At 50.9% G+C, this 18,930-nt stretch carries 18 protein-coding genes and 1 pseudogene; 2 read left to right on the forward strand and 17 right to left on the reverse strand.

Annotated elements, in window-relative coordinates:
- Positions 1-60: 60 nt before the first annotated feature.
- From GC56T3_RS19765 to GC56T3_RS16875, 9 genes and pseudogenes are all read right to left on the reverse strand, one after another.
- Positions 61-198 (reverse strand): hypothetical protein, encoded by a 138-nt coding sequence (locus tag GC56T3_RS19765; protein WP_013146509.1) that lies wholly within the window; start codon positions 196-198, stop codon positions 61-63.
- Between the two features lie 466 nt (positions 199-664).
- Positions 665-799: a hypothetical protein gene (locus GC56T3_RS20225; protein WP_255347820.1), complete on the reverse strand. Its 135-nt coding sequence runs from the start codon at positions 797-799 to the stop codon at positions 665-667.
- 94 nt (positions 800-893) lie between these two features.
- Positions 894-1,214: pseudogene (locus GC56T3_RS19505) on the reverse strand (DUF4277 domain-containing protein); the annotation flags it as partial.
- Between the two features lie 207 nt (positions 1,215-1,421).
- On the reverse strand, positions 1,422-2,783 hold the full coding sequence (locus tag GC56T3_RS16845) for an FAD-binding oxidoreductase (protein ID WP_013146511.1): 1,362 nt from the start codon (positions 2,781-2,783) through the stop codon (positions 1,422-1,424).
- A 109-nt stretch (positions 2,784-2,892) separates the two neighbouring features.
- Entirely contained in the window at positions 2,893-3,870 is a 978-nt protein-coding gene (locus tag GC56T3_RS16850) for an alpha-ketoacid dehydrogenase subunit beta (protein WP_041468589.1), read from the reverse strand.
- Positions 3,871-4,950 carry a pyruvate dehydrogenase (acetyl-transferring) E1 component subunit alpha gene (gene pdhA / locus GC56T3_RS16855; RefSeq protein WP_013146513.1) on the reverse strand — a complete coding sequence of 360 codons (1,080 nt, stop codon included), beginning with the start codon at positions 4,948-4,950 and terminating at the stop codon, positions 3,871-3,873. It lies immediately after the preceding gene.
- A gap of 101 nt (positions 4,951-5,051) precedes the next feature.
- A complete protein-coding gene (locus GC56T3_RS16860; RefSeq protein ID WP_013146514.1) occupies positions 5,052-6,359 on the reverse strand; it encodes a dihydrolipoamide acetyltransferase family protein in 1,308 nt (435 codons plus the stop codon).
- 1,047 nt (positions 6,360-7,406) lie between these two features.
- Positions 7,407-7,802 carry a hypothetical protein gene (locus tag GC56T3_RS16870; protein ID WP_193568246.1) on the reverse strand — a complete coding sequence of 132 codons (396 nt, stop codon included), beginning with the start codon at positions 7,800-7,802 and terminating at the stop codon, positions 7,407-7,409.
- Positions 7,789-8,154, reverse strand: coding sequence for a hypothetical protein (locus tag GC56T3_RS16875; RefSeq protein ID WP_013146516.1), 366 nt, complete (start codon positions 8,152-8,154; stop codon positions 7,789-7,791). Before GC56T3_RS16875 ends, GC56T3_RS16870 begins: the two co-directional genes overlap by 14 nt.
- A gap of 452 nt (positions 8,155-8,606) precedes the next feature.
- On the opposite strand from GC56T3_RS16875, the gene GC56T3_RS16880 reads away from it, so the two are divergent.
- Positions 8,607-9,593, forward strand: a complete 987-nt coding sequence (locus tag GC56T3_RS16880) for a Gfo/Idh/MocA family protein (protein ID WP_041468592.1) — start codon at positions 8,607-8,609, stop codon at positions 9,591-9,593.
- Positions 9,594-9,690: 97 nt separating this feature from the next.
- Here the strand turns inward: GC56T3_RS16880 and GC56T3_RS16885 are convergent, their stop codons facing one another.
- The 5 genes from GC56T3_RS16885 to GC56T3_RS16905 all read right to left on the reverse strand — a co-directional run bounded on the left by GC56T3_RS16885 (position 9,691) and on the right by GC56T3_RS16905 (position 12,829).
- Entirely contained in the window at positions 9,691-10,125 is a 435-nt protein-coding gene (locus tag GC56T3_RS16885) for a DUF4275 family protein (RefSeq protein WP_013146518.1), read from the reverse strand.
- A 228-nt stretch (positions 10,126-10,353) separates the two neighbouring features.
- On the reverse strand, positions 10,354-10,773 hold the full coding sequence (arsC, locus tag GC56T3_RS16890) for an arsenate reductase (thioredoxin) (protein ID WP_013146519.1): 420 nt from the start codon (positions 10,771-10,773) through the stop codon (positions 10,354-10,356).
- 15 nt (positions 10,774-10,788) lie between these two features.
- On the reverse strand, positions 10,789-11,856 hold the full coding sequence (gene arsB, locus GC56T3_RS16895; RefSeq protein WP_013146520.1) for an ACR3 family arsenite efflux transporter: 1,068 nt from the start codon (positions 11,854-11,856) through the stop codon (positions 10,789-10,791).
- A 21-nt stretch (positions 11,857-11,877) separates the two neighbouring features.
- A complete protein-coding gene (locus tag GC56T3_RS16900; protein ID WP_013146521.1) occupies positions 11,878-12,225 on the reverse strand; it encodes a metalloregulator ArsR/SmtB family transcription factor in 348 nt (115 codons plus the stop codon).
- A gap of 220 nt (positions 12,226-12,445) precedes the next feature.
- A complete protein-coding gene (locus GC56T3_RS16905; protein ID WP_013146522.1) occupies positions 12,446-12,829 on the reverse strand; it encodes a DUF1360 domain-containing protein in 384 nt (127 codons plus the stop codon).
- Between the two features lie 350 nt (positions 12,830-13,179).
- Between GC56T3_RS16905 and GC56T3_RS16910 the strand changes: the two genes are divergently transcribed.
- Positions 13,180-14,544 carry an ISLre2 family transposase gene (locus GC56T3_RS16910; protein ID WP_013145704.1) on the forward strand — a complete coding sequence of 455 codons (1,365 nt, stop codon included), beginning with the start codon at positions 13,180-13,182 and terminating at the stop codon, positions 14,542-14,544.
- Between the two features lie 970 nt (positions 14,545-15,514).
- Here GC56T3_RS16910 and rbsB read toward each other — a convergent pair.
- The 3 genes from rbsB to GC56T3_RS16925 are packed head-to-tail and all read right to left on the reverse strand — an operon-like array spanning position 15,515 to position 18,916.
- Positions 15,515-16,450 carry a ribose ABC transporter substrate-binding protein RbsB gene (gene rbsB, locus GC56T3_RS16915; protein ID WP_013146523.1) on the reverse strand — a complete coding sequence of 312 codons (936 nt, stop codon included), beginning with the start codon at positions 16,448-16,450 and terminating at the stop codon, positions 15,515-15,517.
- A 31-nt stretch (positions 16,451-16,481) separates the two neighbouring features.
- Positions 16,482-17,426: a ribose ABC transporter permease gene (gene rbsC, locus GC56T3_RS16920; RefSeq protein ID WP_013146524.1), complete on the reverse strand. Its 945-nt coding sequence runs from the start codon at positions 17,424-17,426 to the stop codon at positions 16,482-16,484.
- Positions 17,423-18,916: a sugar ABC transporter ATP-binding protein gene (locus GC56T3_RS16925; protein ID WP_013146525.1), complete on the reverse strand. Its 1,494-nt coding sequence runs from the start codon at positions 18,914-18,916 to the stop codon at positions 17,423-17,425. The genes rbsC and GC56T3_RS16925 overlap by 4 nt, the downstream gene beginning before the upstream one ends.
- Between the last annotated feature and the right edge of the window lie 14 nt (positions 18,917-18,930).

An 18,930-nucleotide genomic window follows, 5' to 3' on the forward strand; every position in this document is an offset into this window, starting at 1 on the left:
GTTCTTTAAATGAAACTGAGACACCAGCAAACATAGCTATATATGCATAGAAACCGTTTTTTAATTATCAAAAAGACCGCCGAAAGTTATAATCCAGCTAACCACTTTGCCTGTGTAGTATCCAATCTGATAGGGGATAGATCCTTTACCAGGAGCAATGACGTTTTCTAAAACCTCAATCTTATAAGTAAAAGTCATGAAAAATACCTCCTTAATTTATATTTTATGGTTCATCACCAAAAGATGTACTTGACTTTTAAAGACAAACATGATAGCAATGTTGTTCAAAGAGATGTGTGGTATAAAAAGGAAAAAATGCTGTTTTGGTTTTTCTTTATCATGATCGTCTTTCTTTTTCAAGTACACTTTGTGGTGAAGAGCCTATTTTATAGAAATAATGTGGTATCGATACCATGTAAAACTATAACAAAAAAAAAAATTCAATACTTTTAATGTAAATTTACCAATAAAATAATAATATTAACTTAAAAGAAAAATATATCCATTTATTACGATATCACATTCTCTAAAAACTCACATTTCGCACCCTAACAGGGTTGTTGAAAGAAAGGATTTTTTATTTCGTTTTTCAGGATCACTGTTTGACCAACACAACAAGTGATGGCAATTCTTTTTCTGCCATCGCTTGTCGCTCCGTATGACGTTACACGTAAATGCTCTCATCCATGACCAATCCTTGCAGAATCCTTCGCTGATCCGGATTGAGGGAACGATCCAGTGCGCGTTGGATGCGTCCATCCGGCAGCTCCAGCAGGACGACTTTCACATACTCAAACAAAAACCGCCTGTCCCGTCGGCCCGGTCAGCTTGCGTCCCCCAGAACCCTTCAATGGGTGTTCTAGTGTAATGAACTGACGCACCCGGCGCTGAAAGATGCGGTAAATGCCAGCCTCATACAGACGGTCGAGATGGCGAGCCAACGTATCGTCATTCAACTGGGAAGGATGGAGTCCGGAACGGATAAGTTTCTCCAAGTCGATCTTGTGACCCCATTGTTCCACGTGAACGAGGGCTTGCTGGCTGTTAAATAGATTGTAGAGGATGGCTCAAACGGCATTGCTGACTCGCGTCTGGCACTGGGGGGAGGCGGGCACGAGATGGTCAATTCATTGGGGCAGACCCAGTTTCTTGAATACGGCACTTATGATATTCAAATAAGAACGGCGATAGACCGCTTTGACTTGAACGTCCACAAGAGAAAACTCCTTCACTTTCCTTGTGTGTCAAGGATTCATTCAACATCGGTACGAAAAAGTCCTCCCGATTTTCTCCGAGAGGGTGCGAAATGTGAGTAACACGTTTATGTTGTTGGAACGCTTAGCGGATTTCTCCTTTGCACCGCCCGCCGATCAAAAGAAAAATCCCCGCCAACAGGCAGGGATGCAGAGCGTCCGCTATGATCAAAAAATTTTCCCCGGATTGAGAATGCCGTTCGGGTCAAACAGCTGTTTCAACCGTTTCATCCAAAGCACGGCGTCTCCTTTTTCTTCACGCAAAAACGCCCGTTTGCCAATGCCGATGCCGTGCTCTCCCGTGCACGTGCCGCCGCGCGATAAGGCATAGCGGACGATATGGGCGTGCACGCGTTCGATCCGCGCCATCTCATCCGCATCGTTCGGGTCAAAGGCAAGCACCGTATGGTAATTGCCGTCGCCGACGTGGCCGAAAATCGCGGCGGTCATCTTCTGCTCATCAACGAGCCGACGTGTATCGGCGATCGCCCCCGGCAGCTCGGACAGCGGCACGCACACATCAGTTGAGAGCATCGCCTTGCCTGGATAGGCGGCTTGAATGGCGAACGCCGCATGGTGGCGCGCTTCCCAAAGCTTCGCGCGGGCGAGCGAGTCGGTTTCAACCGTGAATGAAACCGCCCCCTCCGCTTCGCACAATTCGTTGACAAGCTTTGTCCCTTCCTCGACGCTTGACGGGCTGCCGCTCAGCTCGATAAACAACGTCGGTTTCACCGGATAATCGGTTTTTTTGTACGCATTGACCGCCGCGATCGTCGCCTCGTCAACGAGCTCGATTTTCCCCGGACCGACGCCGGCTTTCAGCACGGCAAACGCCGCTTGCGCTGCCGCCTCGAGCGATGGGAAGCACGCTTTGATAGCGTTTGTCGCTTCCGGAATGCCGTGCAGGCGGACGATCAGGCGGGTGAACACGCCAAGCGTCCCTTCCGACCCAACGAACAAGCCTGTCAAATCATAGCCGGCGGACGATTTCACCGCAAGGCTTCCCGTCTGAATCATCGAACCGTCAGCGAGCACCACTTCTAATCCGAGCACTTGATCGCGCATCACGCCGTATTTCACGCAGTTCGTGCCGCTCGCGTTCGTCGCCGCCATGCCGCCGATCGTCGCGTCCGCCCCCGGATCGACCGGGAAAAACAACCCATATCGCTTCAGCGCCTCATTCAGTTGCAGCCGCGTCACTCCCGGCTCGACGATGGCGAGAAAATCGTCCGGGCGAATGTCGATGATGTTGTTCATCAACGTCAAATCCAAACTGATGCCGCCCGCAACTGGAATGACATGCCCTTCCAAGCTCGTGCCGGCGCCAAACGGCGTAACAGGAATGCGGTGCTCGTTGGCAAACGCCATCACCCGGCTCACTTCCTCCGCCGTTTTCGGAAACACGACGACATCTGGCTTGTGCGGCGCATGGTAGGCGATGCCTTTGCTGTGGTGTTCGAGCACCGTTTCATTGATGCTCACCCGCTCGCGGTCGCCGATCAATTCCAGCAGTGATTCGTATACGTTCATCGTTCTCCTCCTCACCCGATCGGATCAAGCGGTGCCATCCATCGATGCGCCGCCTTTTCTCTTGACGCACTCTGATGGTGGATCGATCGACCCGGATGGCATGGTTCGTTTAGTATCGCAGCAGCGTTTCGATCCCTTCCACGATGCGTTCGGCGTTCGGCAGCCAATCATCCTCGACCGACGGCACCGGGTACGGCGTGTCGTAGCCGGCGATGCGCACGATGGGGGCCGAGAGAGCGAATAGCGCCCGCTCGCTGATCAAGGCCGCCACTTCCGCGCCAAACCCGCCTGTTTTCACCGCTTCATGGACGATCATCACCCGTCCTGTTTTTTCCACCGAAGTGATGATGGTGTCGATATCAAGCGGCTGCAGGCAGCGAAGGTCGATGACCTCCGCATTGACTCCTTTCGCTTCCATCTCGGCGGCGACTTTGGCGGCAAGCGGCACGGTCGCCCCCCAAGAGATGATCGTCACATCTTCTCCTTCTTTCACAACCCGTGCTTGGCCGAGCGGAATCGTGTACGGTTCTTCCGGCACCTCCATGCGAAACGCCCGATACAGCTTCATCGGCTCCAAAAACAAAACCGGGTCTTCATCGCGAATGGCGGAAATCAACAGCCCTTTCGCATCGTAAGGATTGGACGGCATGACCACTTTTAAGCCCGGGGAATGAGTAAACAGCGCCTCGAGCGCATCGGAATGCAATTCGGGCGTCCGCACCCCGCCGCCGTACGGGCTGCGCACGACGATCGGGCACGAAAACCTCCCGGCCGAGCGGAAGCGGATGCGCGCCGCCTGGGCCGCCAACTGGTCCATCGCCTGGTACACAAACCCGAGAAACTGAATCTCGGCAATCGGCCGCATGCCGTTGATCGCAAGTCCAATGGACGTGCCGATAATGCCCGATTCCGCCAGCGGCGTATCAAACACACGCCCCTCCCCAAATTGCTCAAGCAGCCCGTCCGTCGCCCGGAAGACGCCGCCGTTTTCGCCGACATCCTCGCCAAGCACGATGACGCGCGGATCGCGCTCCATCTCCTGGCGCATCGCTTCATTGATCGCTTCAATCATCGTCAGCTCGGCCATTTATCTCACCCCGCTCCGTTGTTTGCGCCGCATCACTTCTTCTTTTTGCTCGGCCAGCAATTTCGGCGCCTCGCTGTACACGTAATCGAATACATCGACAATCGAACCGGACTTGCTGGCGATGGCCGCCTCGTACGCCGCCGTCACTTCGTCATTCACTTGGGCGACAAGCGCTTCTTCTTGCGCTTCCGTCCATAATCCGCGCCGTTCCAAAAGCACGCGCAGACGGTGAAGCGGATCTTTCGTCCGCCATGCTTCCACCTCTTCCGGCCGACGGTATTTCGTCGGGTCGTCCGCCGTCGTGTGCGGCCCAAGCCGATAGGTGAGCGCCTCGATCAACATGGGTCCCTCGCCGCGGCGGGCGGCTTCGACCGCCTGTTTCATCGTTTCATAAACCGCCAGCACATCGTTGCCGTCAACGAGCACCCCTTTCATTCCGTAAGCGAGCGCTTTTTGCGCGATCGTGCGGCTGGCCGTCTGTTTCCGGTACGGGACGCTGATGGCGTACTGGTTGTTTTGGCAGAAAAAGATGACCGGCACGTTGTACACCGCGGCAAAATTCATCGCTTCATGAAAATCGCCCTCTGACGTCGCGCCATCGCCAAAATACGCCACCGATACGTGCGGTTCGCCTTTCAATTTCGACGCCCATGCACAGCCGACCGCATGAAGCGTCTGAGCGGCGATGATAATTTGCGTCGGAAAAATGTTCACCTCATCCGGCATCCGTTTCCCCGACAAGCGGCCCTGCACATAATGGAAAAACTGCTCAAGCGGCATGCCATGCATCAAGCAGACCGCCACTTCGCGGTAGCTCGGGAAAATCCAGTCGTCTTTTCGAAGCGCAAGGGCGCTTCCGATTTGCGCCGCCTCTTGACCGCTAAACGGGGCATACGTCCCGATCCGCCCCTGCCGCTGCATGCGCAACAGCCGCTCATCAATGACGCGCGCCCGCCGCATTTCCCGGTAGGCACGAAGCAGCCACTCATCGGAAAACGCCGCTAACTTCTCCTCATCGCCGTTTCCGTTTTCATCGAGAATTTGCACGATCTCGACCAGCAATTTGTCCGGGTCAAACATGGGCTTCCCTCCTAATCATTTTTTTCATCACGGCCCAGCTGCTTCTCTTTGGCGCTCGCTCTCTTCCAGCACGAAGACATGTCCTCCTAACCGCGCGCCACCTACCGCACGTCCAAGAGCAGCACTTCCGGATTTTCCAAATAGTAGGCCACCGTCCGCATAAACCGCCCGGCCGGCTCACCGTCAATGACGCGGTGATCAAAGGTGAGCGACATCCCCATCATATCGCGGATGACAATTTCGTCGCCGACGACAACCGGGCGCCGTTTGATCGCATGAGCCCCGAAAATTGCCACTTCCGGATAGTTGATGATCGGCGTCGCAAACCAGCCCCCGCCCGCCCCGGTGCTCGTGATCGTAAACGTGCTTCCTTGCAGCTCCTCAAGGCGAAGCGCCTGGCGGTGCGCTTTTTCTGACAGTTCCGCGATTTCGATGGCGAGCTCGCGGATCGATTTTTGATCGGCGTCACGGATGACGGGAACGACGAGACCGGCTTTCGTCGCCGTCGCGATGCCGATGTGATAGCGCTTTTTCAAGACGATTTCATTCGTCTCTTCATCGAGCGAAGCGTTAAACATCGGATATTGCTTCAGTGCCCTTGTCACCGCTTTAATAATAAACGGCAAATACGTCAGTTTGATACGTTCTTCCGCCAATTGATTGGCAAGGTGCTTGCGGATTTCCACCAACTTCGTGACGTCCACCTCGTCCATGCCGGTCACATGCGGCGCCGTGTACATCGATTTCACCATTTTTTCGGCGATTTTTTTGCGCAAGCCGCGAAGCGGGATTCGCTCTTCTTCTTCAAACACCGCATCCAAACTCGCGATGGACGTCCATGCGGCTATACTCTCCTGCCGTCCTCCGGCCGCACTCGCGCTGCCGGTCGGCAGAACGCCGGCTTCGTTCGCTTCCCTTCTTGCCACCTCCGCCACCGAAGCGGCTGCTTCTCGTTCTCTGACATACCGCTCCAAGTCGGCGAGCGTCACCCGGCCGCCTTCGCCCGTTCCTTCCACCTCATCGATCGGAACGCCCAACTCCCGCGCCCGCTTGCGCACAGACGGCGCGGCAATCGCCCGTTTGCGCGCAGGACGAGGCGTTTCTCCATGCAGAACAGGCACGGGCTCCCGAACCGAATCTTCGATGGGCGCGGCTTCCCCCACGACCGCCGCCTCGGTTTCCACGACAATCAACGGCTCTCCAACCTTCACCGTCGCCCCTTCCGGCCCGGCAAGCGCCACCACTTTCCCCGCCACCGGCGTCGTCATTTCGACCATCGCCTTATCCGTTTGAATTTCGGCAATCGGCTGATCGGCTTTGACTATATCCCCTTCTCGGACAAGCCAGCGAACGATTTCCGCTTCATGCAGCCCTTCGCCGATGTCTGGCAATTTAAATTCGTAGATCATGTGATATCCCCTTCCCCTTGTTCTCATGTTGTGATTGGAAACAAACACAATGGTGCAGCATCAATAGTGCGGCGATCATGAGGAAACACGAATGTTAAGCGCTTACAAAAAACGTGGTGACAATTCGTTTTTTCTGCCAAAATATCAAATGAATATTTCAAATTTTCTAACCTACAAGATTCATGATATTATATAGATTGTCAAGCTGTCAATATAAGGAGAGCGGACATTTTTCGCCTGCTTCGACAATCAACGACAGTTGCTTCCATTATCTATCGTAAAATAACAACTCTCAATTTGATTCGACCCAAACACCGAGAGCGGGTCCAAAACGGCGGGGAGGCCATTTTTCGCAACATTATGTCATACAGGCGCAAATCGGCGGCATTGGGTCAGAAAGAAGTTAGTTTTACATTTTTTAATTGAAAAATAGAGATCTTCATCACAAAGCGTACTTGACAATGAAGAAGGACTATAGATGATGAAAATTTGAATGGAGTTTATTTGTTTCTTTAGCTAGCATTTCAATCATGTTTACCTTTAAAAGTCAAGTACATCTTCTGGCAATGAACCTGTAATCTCCCGTTTTTTATTTTTGTATGTTGTGCCAAGGCTACAAAATATGAGTTCCATCTTCTTTGCCTATTATAAAAACCACCCCATACGGGATGGCCATAATATTTCAAATATTTCATCCAAATAATCGCTCACTATAGACGTCTTTTAAAAAAACCAACTAACTTCATAATCGACCAGACAATAACAAACACCACACCATAGGTCGTTATAAAAATAACAACGCCTTTCAAAAAAAGAAGGGAAAGGCCTTCCCATCCTTCTTTCAACCAACTTATATATAAAAGACACACAAGAAATGCAAAGAATGCAATGTAATTTTTTTTCATAACTACTTCCTCTTTAGCTCTCCACCAAAAGTTTGGGTTTGGCTGTGGTCAGAATTTGTCCTTCTTCCGTCACAAGTAAAGATCATGTTGGATACAAGTCTATACAAAACATCTCGTATATTGTAGAAGTGAACCTCCTCGTTCAAACTTTAAAATCATAAGTAGATAAAGTACCATTAGCTCGGAAACCAAACGTCCTTATCTCCAAATCCCACTTGAAGTCAAAGGGCATAATATGAACCGCCCAAATACCATCTGGTTTTTCTAAATGAAGAAAAAACGAAAAATGTACAATGGAAAATACTTTTTGTATCGCTTTTTTCTGATCAAGTTCTATCTTAACTCCAAAAATCGCTTCTCCATGCGGGTGATGCCATATCATTTCAACAAATCTATCTGTTTCTTGCACATTTGAAACAACGCAATGAACAATACAATATTTATCAAGTGGAGTGAAAACTTGTTTTATATATAAGGGATTGCGATCACTATCAAGCTCGGCACAGCTATTTACACTACACAACTTAATAACGACCACCGCCAATTAATTTATGAAGTTTATTTTCAACCTTCGTTATACCGTTGTCAATTGCCTTCCCTACTTTTGTGCTGTCAAACCATTTTTCTACTGCAGCGACTTTGTTCATGCTCCCGACTACATAACTTCCTGCGAAATATCCCGCTACCATTCCCTTGGCGGCTCCTTTGGCAGTTTCGGACGCCACTTTTCTTTCTAGCATAGTAAATCCCGTCGTTGCAGCTTTATACGCTCTCACTCCATTGCCTATTCCACCTGTAGCCATCCCAACAATGTTAGAAAGCGTATTACTCCTCAAATCATCCGCTATAGAACTGACTACCCAATGAGCAGCTTTTTGTATTTTGTTCATCGTACCCCTCCTAGCGAAAAATGAATTCCCAAAATAATCATAAAAAAAAGTATATGTCTGTCAACTCTTTTTTTAGAATAAATTGTATATAAAGACTCACATTTCGCACCCTGAATAAAAATTCGAAACAAGCCAGGTTTGACCGAATAAAAATTAATTATTTTACAATTTTTGTATAAAAAATTATTTTTATGCGCATATCCGGGTTGTTTTTTGTATATTATGCAAAGGTTGCGAAATATGAGTAAAGAAATGAAAAACCATCTTAAATACGAGATATATGCTGGGGCGTGATCATAATGGTTTTTTCTTCGTTTCTCACCGATTACAACAACTCCTCCCTTCACTGCTTTTTGACAAGGTAGTGATCCAATCCCGCACACAAGAATCCCATACTCTCCCGATAAATTGTGCTAAAATGAAGGACGACAAGAGCGAAAGGGGAATTGATGATGATTCGATTCGCAACAATCGGCACAAACTGGATCACCGAAGCATTTATTAACGCCGCGCGCCTCGTCGATTCCTTTGAACTCGCTGCCGTCTACTCGCGGACGGATGAGACAGCGAAGAGGTTTGCCGACAAAGTCGGTGCGCCACGGACATTCACCGACTTGCACGAACTGGCCGAAAGCAACGACATTGATGCCGTCTATATCGCGAGCCCGAACGCACTTCATGCCGAGCAGGCGATCTTGCTCATGAATCACGGCAAACACGTCTTGTGCGAAAAACCGCTCGCCTCCAATGCGAGAGAAGTCAAAGCGATGATCGAAGCGGCCGAGCAAAACGGCGTCGTGTTGATGGAAGCGATGAAAGCGACGCTGCTCCCCACATTCCAGTCCATCCGCGAGCACATCCATAAGCTCGGCCGCATCCGCCGTTATGTGGCGAACTATTGCCAATACTCGTCGCGCTATGACGCTTATAAACAAGGAACGGTGCTCAACGCCTTCAACCCCGCTTTCTCGAACGGGGCGCTGATGGACCTTGGCGTCTATTGCCTATATCCAATGGTCGTCTTGTTTGGCAAGCCGGAAAACCTCAAAGCGCAAAGCGTCAAGCTCGAATCAGGGGTGGACGGCGAAGGCTCGATCGTGCTCGATTACGGCGACATGGACGCAGTCGTCTTTTATTCCAAAATCACGAACTCGCACTTGCCTTCGGAAATTCAAGGGGAAGACGGAAGCATGATCATTGACGCCATCCATACGCCAGCGAAAGTCGAAATCCGCTACCGCGACGGACGGGTCGAGGACATTGCCGTGCCGCAAGACAAACCACCGATGTACTATGAAGTGAAAGAATTCATCGATCTCATTGAAAGCGGAGCGCGCGAATCAGCGATCAACTCGCACCGCCATTCGCTTTGGACGATCGAAATCATGGACGAAGCGCGAAGACAAACCGGCATCGTGTTCCCAGCCGACGAGCGATAATAAAAAAGGTTCCAACCTAGTCTGCAATGAAGCTCGGTTGGAACTCTTTTTCTTTCTGTCTCATTGGATTTCCTTGGCCGCCGATAAGCCATGGCTGTTACCTTCTGCTAAAATACGGACCAAGCCATCCGCTTTCATGCGTAATGACAAACGTCCAGTTGAACCCACTGTCAACCACGTAGAGATCCATCCCGCCGTTTCCCGCGGCCAAGTCCGCAGCTTTCAAGCTAGAAGCATCCTCCACTTTGAACCCATCATCATGATGTTGAAAGAAAAGATAGCAGCACGTTTTCTCTTCTTGATCAAACGCCATTTCCGCTTCTTCTCCTGTGAAACAGCCTCTCATCCCATAGCTGAACACATGCCATAAGTAGCCGTTGACTCCATTCCGATTATGAAGGTGGATGTGTTGTTTTTCTTCCACAGTCAAATGGCCGGCAAATACCTCTTCCCACCGTTGCCTCCATTTCGCTCCGACGCCGTGTTTGCTGATTTTGATGTTTCGGCGAGCTAACTGATGAAATAACTCCATTCGGTTTCTCCCCCAGTGACCTGATGTGGCACCGCCTTCATCGATGTGCTCATTTCGTCTGTCAAAACGTTCGATGGATCGACAAGATGGCTTCTCACCATCTTTGTCACGCCGAGCGGTTTTCGTCCGCCCAGCCACTTCCCCGTTTCCGGCCGCGCTTCGACGAGCAGCTGCTGCGCACCCTATGCAAGACAGTTTCCCCGCTCTTTGCGCCTTGCTGCACCGTCCCTATTCCCCCGTCTCGGCAAACCGGCGAATGCGCTCGCCAATTTCATCGCGGACGCGGCGGAACACCGCGAGTTTCTCCTCTTCTGTCCCTTCCGCTTTCGCTGGGTCGTCAAATCCCCAATGGACGCGCTTCACATGCGGCGGTGTGACCGGGCAATGGTCGGCCGCATGGCCGCACAGCGTCACGACCAAATCGGCGCGGTTTAAAATGTTCGGGTCGATGACGTCAGACGTTTGCTTCGAAATGTCGATGCCGATTTCCTTCATGACTTTCACCGCATTCGGATTGAGGCCATGCGCTTCAATCCCGGCGCTGTACACGTCCCATTCGTCACCTAATAGTTGTTTCGCCCAGCCTTCCGCCATTTGACTGCGGCATGAGTTTCCGGTGCATAAGAAATAAATGATTTTTTTCTTCATCGTTGATTCCCACCTTTACTTTGATGTTGGAGCAGCAGAGGAAAAATACTTTCGCTGAAACGCCAAGGCGACGTTGACAAGCGCCAGCATCACCGGCACTTCAATGAGCGGACCGATGACCGCCGCAAACGCCGCGCCCGAATGAATGCCAAACACCCCAACCGCCACAGCAATCGCCAGCTCGAAGTTATTGCTCCCCGCTGTAAACGCCAGCGTCGTCGATACCGGATAGCCAGCGCCGAATTTTTTCGCCAAAAAGAACGACACAAAAAACATAATGACAAAATAAAGCAGCAACGGAATCGCAATGCGCACAACATCGAGCGGCAAGCTGACGATCATATCGCCTTTGAGCGAAAACATCACCACGATCGTAAACAAAAGCGCAACAAGCGTCAGCGGGCTGATTTTCGGCACAAACACCGTGTCATACCATTGCCGTCCTTTCGCTTTGACAAGCACAAATCTTGTCGCCATGCCGGCGAAAAACGGAATGCCCAAATAAATAAACACCGATTTCGCCACTTCCGCCATCGTGATCTCAACAACGGCTCCCTCAAGCCCGAACCATTCCGGAATGACCGTCACAAACACATACGCATACAGAGAGAAAAACAGCACTTGAAACAGGGAATTGAAGGCGACAAGTCCTGCTGCGTATTCCGTGTCGCCGCGCGCCAAGTCGTTCCAGACGATGACCATGGCGATGCAGCGGGCAAGCCCGATTAAAATCAAGCCGATCATATACTCCGGCTTGTCAGGCAAAAAGATGACCGCCAATATGAACATAAGCAGCGGGCCGATCACCCAGTTTTGCACGAGGGACAAGACGAGCACCTTCACATCTTTGAACACGCGCCCCATTTCCTCGTAGCGCACTTTCGCCAGCGGCGGATACATCATCAACATCAAGCCGATCGCAATCGGAATCGAGGTCGTACCGACTTGCAGACGGTTCAATCCATCCACCAGCCCAGGAGCCCAAATCCCGACTCCGATCCCGACCGCCATCGCGAGAAAAATCCATACCGTCAAAAAGCGGTCTAAAAACGACAACCGCTTCGGTTCGCAACAATCCACCATCATTCACCTCGTCATTCAACATCAGCACCCGCAGCGGGCCGCGGGATTCGCTGTCTCGATTTTGCGAATGTTTTCCTCTTGATCCGGAACATACGACAACACCGCTTGCAGCAGTGAGTAGTATTCGCTTTGCGGCCGGAGCGAATAATACACCCACTGTCCCCTCCGCTCCTCTTGAATCAGTCCGGCATCTTTTAACTTACGCAAATGCTGGCTGATCGCCGGCTGGCTGGTCGAAAACACCTCAAGCAGCTCGCACACGCAGCATTCCCGCTGATTCAAAATCGCCAAAATCGTCAGCCGCGTCGGATCGCCGAGCAGCTTCAACACCCGGGCGGCCGCTCCTATCTCCATTGCGAGTTGCGGCATATCACCCCTCCATTCATCATCATATCATGATTTGCTTATATCAAAACGAACAACCATCATGAAACGGCCACGCCGACCAATGAAATGGTTTCCGTCAACCAGTATATAATTAAATGCTTATATAAGTCAACCATGATGTATCGACAAAAGCAAGAAAAACGAGCGTGCCGCCCCCGCCGCACGCCCGCAAATGTTCCCCGCCCTCTGCCGCCAACACGCCTTAGTCCATCCGCTTTTTCGCCGCCGACAACAGATCGATCGCCTTCGTCCCAACCCCGACAAACGTCTCCAAAATCGCCTGCGCCCCGGCGATTGAAAAGACAAAAATAAACGGCATGGCGATCTTCGGGATGAATAAATACCCAAGCGCGAGAAAAACCGCGCTCCACACCCCCGCGCACCAATAACAATTCAACAAGTAGCCAAACTTGGATGTCGGCACTTTCTTGATTTCCGTATGCCCGTCCTCACTTTTGACTTTTTCTTTCTTCATAAACGGATTGCGCAGAAACTCGGTAATTTTGTCAAACACAATCAAATGGGTAAACCGATAGCTGGCCAAAATCATCATGATATACGTCATCCAATCGAGTTCACGAAGCATGGCGAGTCCCTTTCTTTTGCAATCTTTTTCTTTAGTATGAACAAAGATGCGTTTCCTTATGACCTCCGATGGTTGACGGAGCCGGTCTAGGGAAAGAGCGGAAGTCACTACTCACATGTCACACCCTAACAAGGTAGAAACAAAGGATTTTTGTAGATTGTGTGAGTAAAATATTTGTGGGTGACATTCCGAAATGATCCCCGACGAGGGTTGCGAACTTTTGTTCGCGACGCTCGTCGGGGCCACCAAGCGAAGCGCGGTAGAAAAAAGCAAATGTCATGCAAAAAGGACTCTCTCCCTGCTATGATGGTGATTGTCAACATCAACCGAAAACAGGAGGGAGAGAGTCCATGAAACATCTTACCACAGAATGGCCTTTATTAAAAGAGCTGGAGGAACAATTAGTCAGAACTCTTCAAAAGGTGTTCGCTGTCTTGTTGGCGGCCCTTTTGGAGGAGATTGATCAACAACTGGCGGAAGCGCGGGACAAGCGCCGGTATCAGCTGAAAGACAAACGGCCGACTACGATCCAAACGCTGTTTGGAGAAGTGACGTTTCGACGGAACTACTACTATGACCGGCAAACGGGGAACTATACCTTCTTGCTGGATGCCGAATTAGGCTTTGATGGGGCCCGATCGATCAGTCCTTGCCTCGAGGAAACGGCGGTCGAGTTGGCCGTAGAGTGCTCTTCCTACCGCAAAGCGGCTCGCACACTCGAGTCGATCGTAGGGTATGCGGTCATGAGCCACGAGGCGATTCGCCAACTGGTGCTGGAGGCCCCTGTCTCGCTGCACCACCCTGTTTCCAAACGGCACGGCCGAGTGCTGTTTGTGGAGGCGGATGGGCTGTTCATTTCCCGCCAGGGGAAAGGGAAACGGGCGAAAGAAGAGAAAATCCTGGCGATTCACGAGGGATGGAAACGAAACGGTTCGCAGCTTGAGCTGGTAAACCGGCGCCACTACCTCCATGAAGGGGCGGGAGACGTGTGGGAACGGTTTGAAGAGTGGCTGATGAACGAATATGCCTATGATCCGTGCCGGGACCTTTTGATCATCAACGGCGACGCGGCGTCGTGGATCACGGCCTGCCGGGAGTATTTTGGGAAGCGGGCGTGCTTTCAGCTGGATCGATTTCATGTGGCGCGGGAGCTGCGTCAGTGTCTGTCCGGCCATCCGCGTTGGCGGGAGGTGCGGAAGAAGCTGGCGAAACAAGACGAAGAGGGGCTTCTGGTGGAGCTGAACAGCGCGGTCGGCACGTTGGAGGACGAAGCGAAAGAGAAGCAGATGGCTGCCATGATCCGCCGGATCGAGTCGATGCCGGGATGCATCCGGGACTATCGGGAGTGGCTGTCGGAGCAAGGGGTGGAGACGACCGGCATGCGTCCGATGGGCCACGCCGAGAGCGTGATGAGCCGGTTTGCGCATCGGGTGAAATCCCGCCGCAGCTGGAAAGACCAAGGGCTTCGGGCGTTTCTGAGGGCGATGGCGGCCCGAATCGACGGGATCGGGTGGAGAAAGGGACGGTGGGAGGAGCAAGAGCCCCAGTCGGCCGTCTCGGCCTCAACAAAGTCCAAGCGGATCGAACAGGCCAAACGGAAGGCCGGACGGTTATGGGCAGATGTGGTGCGTCAGAATCTACCGTGTCTGCAGCGGTCATCCGGGACGCCGATCCATCAAGCGTTGTCGGCGCTCCGGGATGGTGGTTGGGTGTAAAAAAATGGAATATCGTATCATCGCCTCAAGATGAGGGATGAGAGTCCGAAAGCGCTTACGATATTAATTCCTGAAAATGGTTCGCTAACTAGTGATTGACAACGCCCGTAGTGAACCGAAAAAATGTTCTCCACAAAGTCTTGACTGACTCTTGTAGATTGGTTGGTTTTGTTATCCCCTCTTGTATATGCTATAATAGATGTACATTATAGCCAGCGTATGTCTCGTACATGTTTTTTCAAAACAGGCATATGCTATTGCTAAGGTGGTGATAGCGTATGCGCAGAAAGGAGCATCGTCAGTTGCGAAGATCAGCCATTTCAAGGCGAAAAGATGTGCGAGCACAGTCATTAAGATCGATTTATGCTAAACCTGCTGTGCGAAATCGATACGCAAAAATCAATGCGTCTTTAAGTTCAAGCATTTGTTTTGATCGGTTGCCTTCTGCTCCTTTATTGGATGTTAGCCCTGATGGTGTTGTGACTGTGAATCCCGATAATCCTGTGCATCAACGGTGGCTAGATGAAGAATGATGCAGCCAGGTGGTATTTACGATATATATTTTCGTTTTCAGGAAGGGCAGGGCGGTACATATCGTCCTGTTCTTATTTTGGGTTTTAGAGGCAATCGAGCCATTGCTATTGGATTAAAAGTCACAAGATCAAAACCAACATCTCGATACCCTTATCGAATACCAATTGTTTATTGGAAACATGTTGGATTAAAGGCACAATCATATGTTCAGTATGACTGGTATAACGAAATTCCATCTACCGTTCGGTTTCGGAAATTTTACGGGATTATGCACCCTTACGATTTTAATCGCGTTCTTAACGCGTTTCCTCGTTATCATGGCATTTAATAGATACATAGTGATCAAAGAGCTTGCTTTGCCAGAGCTTTGTTTTGATTAACCCATGGTGCTAGTTGAGCGTCAGAGCTCAACTAGCACCACGGATAAAATCCCATATTATTGCCCTTGAACCAACTCGAGCGGAACGGGGATAAATTGATCCACTTTCTCCCCTTTGTGAACGCGGATAGCAGCTTCCACAGCCTTTTCGCCAATTAATGCCGGTTTTTGCGCGACGGTGGCCGCCATTTTCCCTTCTTTCACCGCTTTGACCGCGTCATCGGTCGCGTCGAATCCAACCACAATCACGTTGTTCATTCCATGCGCCTGCAAGGCCTCCAACGCCCCTAAAGCCATTTCGTCATTATGGGCAAAGACCGCTTGAATGTCTTTATGGCTTTGCAAAATATTTTCCATGACCGACAATCCTTTAGCTCGGTCAAAATCCGCCGCCTGTTTGGCCACGACTTTCATATTGGCTGCTTTGTCGATCACTTGGTGGAATCCTTCCCCCCGTTCACGGGCTGCAGACGAACCAGGAATCCCTTCCAATTCCACAATGTTTCCACCGTTTTTCAAGTGGTCGACGATAAACTGCGCCGCCATTTTTCCTCCAGCCACATTGTCGGAGGCGATATGGGTGACCACTTCCCCGCCGTCCGCGCTGCGGTCGACCGTAATGACCGGAATGTTGGCGCTGTTGGCGGATTCAATCGCAGAAGTCACGGCGCTCGAGTCCGTCGGGTTGACCAACAGCACATCGACTTTTTGCTGGATCAAGTCTTCAATATCGTTAATTTGTTTCGCTGAATCATTTTGGGCATCGACGACAATCAATTCCGCCCCTTCGTCTTTGGCGGCTTTTTCCGCTCCTTCTTTTAATGTGACAAAGAACGGGTTGTTCAAGGTGGAAATGGACAAACCGATTTTCACTTCTCCATCTTGTTTCGTTTTCCCTTTGTCGCTCGAGGCACTGTTCTGATCGAGCGAGCATCCGCCCAACACGCCTCCCGCAAGCAACAATGCCGCCAATAACCCCACTGCTTTTCTCATTTCGATTCCCCCTTGTTTTTTGATAAATCTATCATGCTTCTTTGCGGCGGTCTAACAGCACCGCAAGAAGAATGACCGCTCCTTTGATGACTTGCTGGTAAAACGACGACACATTGAGCAAGTTCAATCCATTGTTCAATACCCCGATAATCAAGGCGCCCACTAGCGTGCCAAAAATCCAACCTTTTCCTCCTGACAAACTAGTGCCTCCTAGGACAACGGCCGCAATGGCATCCAACTCGTACGCCGTTCCCGCTGTCGGCTGCGCAGAATTCAAACGGGAAGTTAAAATGAGCCCCGCCAAAGCAGATAACGTCCCTGTCAGCGCATACACATATATTTTGAGTCGATCAACGCGAAGTCCCGATAGACGGCTCGCTTCTTCGTTCCCGCCAACCGCGTACGTATGGCGGCCAAATGTAGTCTTTTTCAATACCACATACAAAGCGATATAGACCATGAGCATCAATATAATAGGTACGGGAATGCCGAAGAAATAACCGCGCCCCATCATCTGAAACAGGATGTCATCAGACGCAAACCCTGTAATAGGGCGGCCGTCCGTGTAAACGAGAGTCAAGCCGCGAAACGCCGTCATGGTCGCCAGCGTAGCGATAAAAGGAGCCACTTTTCCTTTGGTGATGATCACCCCATTCAACGCTCCCATTACCATACCTGCTAATAGGCCCACCAGTATAGCGACAAAACCATTAATTCCTTGCGCCATCATTCCTGCTGTGATAGCGCTTGATAACGCCAACACCGAACCGACCGATAAATCAATGCCTCCCGTTAAAATGACAAACGTCATGCCAAAGGCGATGAGCGCGTTAATCGATACTTGCCGCAGGAGATTGAGCCAGTTGTCCATCATCAAAAAGTCATCGCTCAATATGGAAAGCACGATGCATAGCAGAAACAATCCGATGAGAGGCCCTAGTTTTTTCACATCCCATTTTCGCTTTGCTTCCATCATCGATTCCCCCCTGTCGCTGCCCGCATGACGGTTTCTTGATCCAGGCCGTCGTTTTCCAAGATCGCTTGCACTTTCCCTTCATGGACGACCATGACGCGGTCGCTCATGCCCAATACTTCCGGCAGTTCAGAAGAGATCATAATGATCGCGACGCCTTGGGCGGCCAATTCATTGATCACTTCATAAATCTCTTTCTTTGCCCCGACATCCACGCCGCGAGTCGGTTCATCCAAAATGAGGATGCGCGGGTTCATCGCCAACCATTTGCCGAATACGACTTTTTGTTGATTCCCGCCGCTCAATGCTTTCACGGGTAAATCTGGGGAAGAGGCTTTAATATTCAACAGATGAATGTATGTCAACACCACGTCCCGTTCTTTCGATGACTGGATGAATCCCGCTGTTGCTAATTGTTCCAACTTCGGCAAGGTCAAATTCTCATGGACGCTCATCTCGAGGACGAGTCCTTTTTGCTTTCGGTCTTCGGTAATCATGGCGATGCCATGTTCGACGGCTTGGCGCGGAGAACGGATGCGCACAGGGCGCCCGTCGATATAGATGTCTCCTTCATCGAATGGCCTGGCTCCGAAAATCGCTTCCATGATCTCGGTTCGCCCCGATCCCATCAGTCCCGCCACACCAAGCACTTCACCGGCTCGCACGGAAAACGATACATTCTCAAACAACCCTTTTTTCGTGAGCCGCTCTACGCGCAGCCGTTCTTCTCCAATGGTGACGCGCCGTTTTGGAAAACGTTCCCCAATTTGCCTGCCGACCATCATTTGAACAATTTCATCGAAGTTCGTTTCCTTTACTCGTTTCGTTCCGATGAACTGGCCATCGCGGAGAACCGAAATCCGGTCGCAAATGGTAAAAATCTCTTCCATCCGATGAGAAATGTACACGATCGCGACGCCTTGCTGCGTCAATGTGCGAATAACAGAAAATAAAGCCTGAATTTCCCGTTCCGTCAGCGCCGCTGTCGGTTCATCCATAATAAGGCACTTCGCATTCGTCGAAATGGCCCTGGCAATTTCGATCATTTGCTGTTTTCCGACAGACAACCGACCGGCGAATTCTCTCGGGTCAAGGTCCATCCCTAATCTCCGCAAATAGGAAGCGGCCTGTTGCTCCATTTCTTTATAACGAATGACACCCGTTCTCCCGATTTTCGGCTCGCGGCCAAGAAAAATGTTTTCGGCCACCGTCAATGTTGGAATGACGTTCAACTCTTGATGAATCACGACAATCCCGTCGCGTTCCGCCTCTTTCGGATGACGGTAATGCACTTCGCTCCCGTTGACAACAATCGTTCCCCCATCCCGCTCATAAATGCCGGTCAACACCTTGATGAGCGTCGATTTCCCCGCTCCGTTCTCTCCCATCAACGCATGCACTTCTCCAGGAAGCACTTCAAAATCAACGCCATTCAGAACGATATTGGCGCCAAACGATTTTTGAATCGACCGCATTTCAATCAAGGGCCTCATCGCTTCTGCCCTCC

The organism is Geobacillus sp. C56-T3 (assembly GCF_000092445.1).
GTDB lineage: Bacteria > Bacillota > Bacilli > Bacillales > Anoxybacillaceae > Geobacillus > Geobacillus thermoleovorans.

Coding starts and splice junctions, on each gene's coding strand:
- GC56T3_RS19765 (WP_013146509.1), bottom strand. CDS start 198: ATGACTTTTACTTATAAGATTGAGGTTTTAGAAAACGTCATTGCTCCT.
- GC56T3_RS16845 (WP_013146511.1), bottom strand. CDS start 2,783: ATGAACGTATACGAATCACTGCTGGAATTGATCGGCGACCGCGAGCGG.
- GC56T3_RS16850 (WP_041468589.1), bottom strand. CDS start 3,870: ATGGCCGAGCTGACGATGATTGAAGCGATCAATGAAGCGATGCGCCAG.
- pdhA (WP_013146513.1), bottom strand. CDS start 4,950: ATGTTTGACCCGGACAAATTGCTGGTCGAGATCGTGCAAATTCTCGAT.
- GC56T3_RS16860 (WP_013146514.1), bottom strand. CDS start 6,359: ATGATCTACGAATTTAAATTGCCAGACATCGGCGAAGGGCTGCATGAA.
- GC56T3_RS16875 (WP_013146516.1), bottom strand. CDS start 8,154: ATGAACAAAATACAAAAAGCTGCTCATTGGGTAGTCAGTTCTATAGCG.
- GC56T3_RS16880 (WP_041468592.1), top strand. CDS start 8,607: ATGATTCGATTCGCAACAATCGGCACAAACTGGATCACCGAAGCATTT.
- GC56T3_RS16885 (WP_013146518.1), bottom strand. CDS start 10,125: ATGGAGTTATTTCATCAGTTAGCTCGCCGAAACATCAAAATCAGCAAA.
- arsC (WP_013146519.1), bottom strand. CDS start 10,773: ATGAAGAAAAAAATCATTTATTTCTTATGCACCGGAAACTCATGCCGC.
- arsB (WP_013146520.1), bottom strand. CDS start 11,856: ATGGTGGATTGTTGCGAACCGAAGCGGTTGTCGTTTTTAGACCGCTTT.
- GC56T3_RS16900 (WP_013146521.1), bottom strand. CDS start 12,225: ATGCCGCAACTCGCAATGGAGATAGGAGCGGCCGCCCGGGTGTTGAAG.
- GC56T3_RS16905 (WP_013146522.1), bottom strand. CDS start 12,829: ATGCTTCGTGAACTCGATTGGATGACGTATATCATGATGATTTTGGCC.
- GC56T3_RS16910 (WP_013145704.1), top strand. CDS start 13,180: ATGAAACATCTTACCACAGAATGGCCTTTATTAAAAGAGCTGGAGGAA.
- rbsB (WP_013146523.1), bottom strand. CDS start 16,450: ATGAGAAAAGCAGTGGGGTTATTGGCGGCATTGTTGCTTGCGGGAGGC.
- rbsC (WP_013146524.1), bottom strand. CDS start 17,426: ATGATGGAAGCAAAGCGAAAATGGGATGTGAAAAAACTAGGGCCTCTC.
- GC56T3_RS16925 (WP_013146525.1), bottom strand. CDS start 18,916: ATGAGGCCCTTGATTGAAATGCGGTCGATTCAAAAATCGTTTGGCGCC.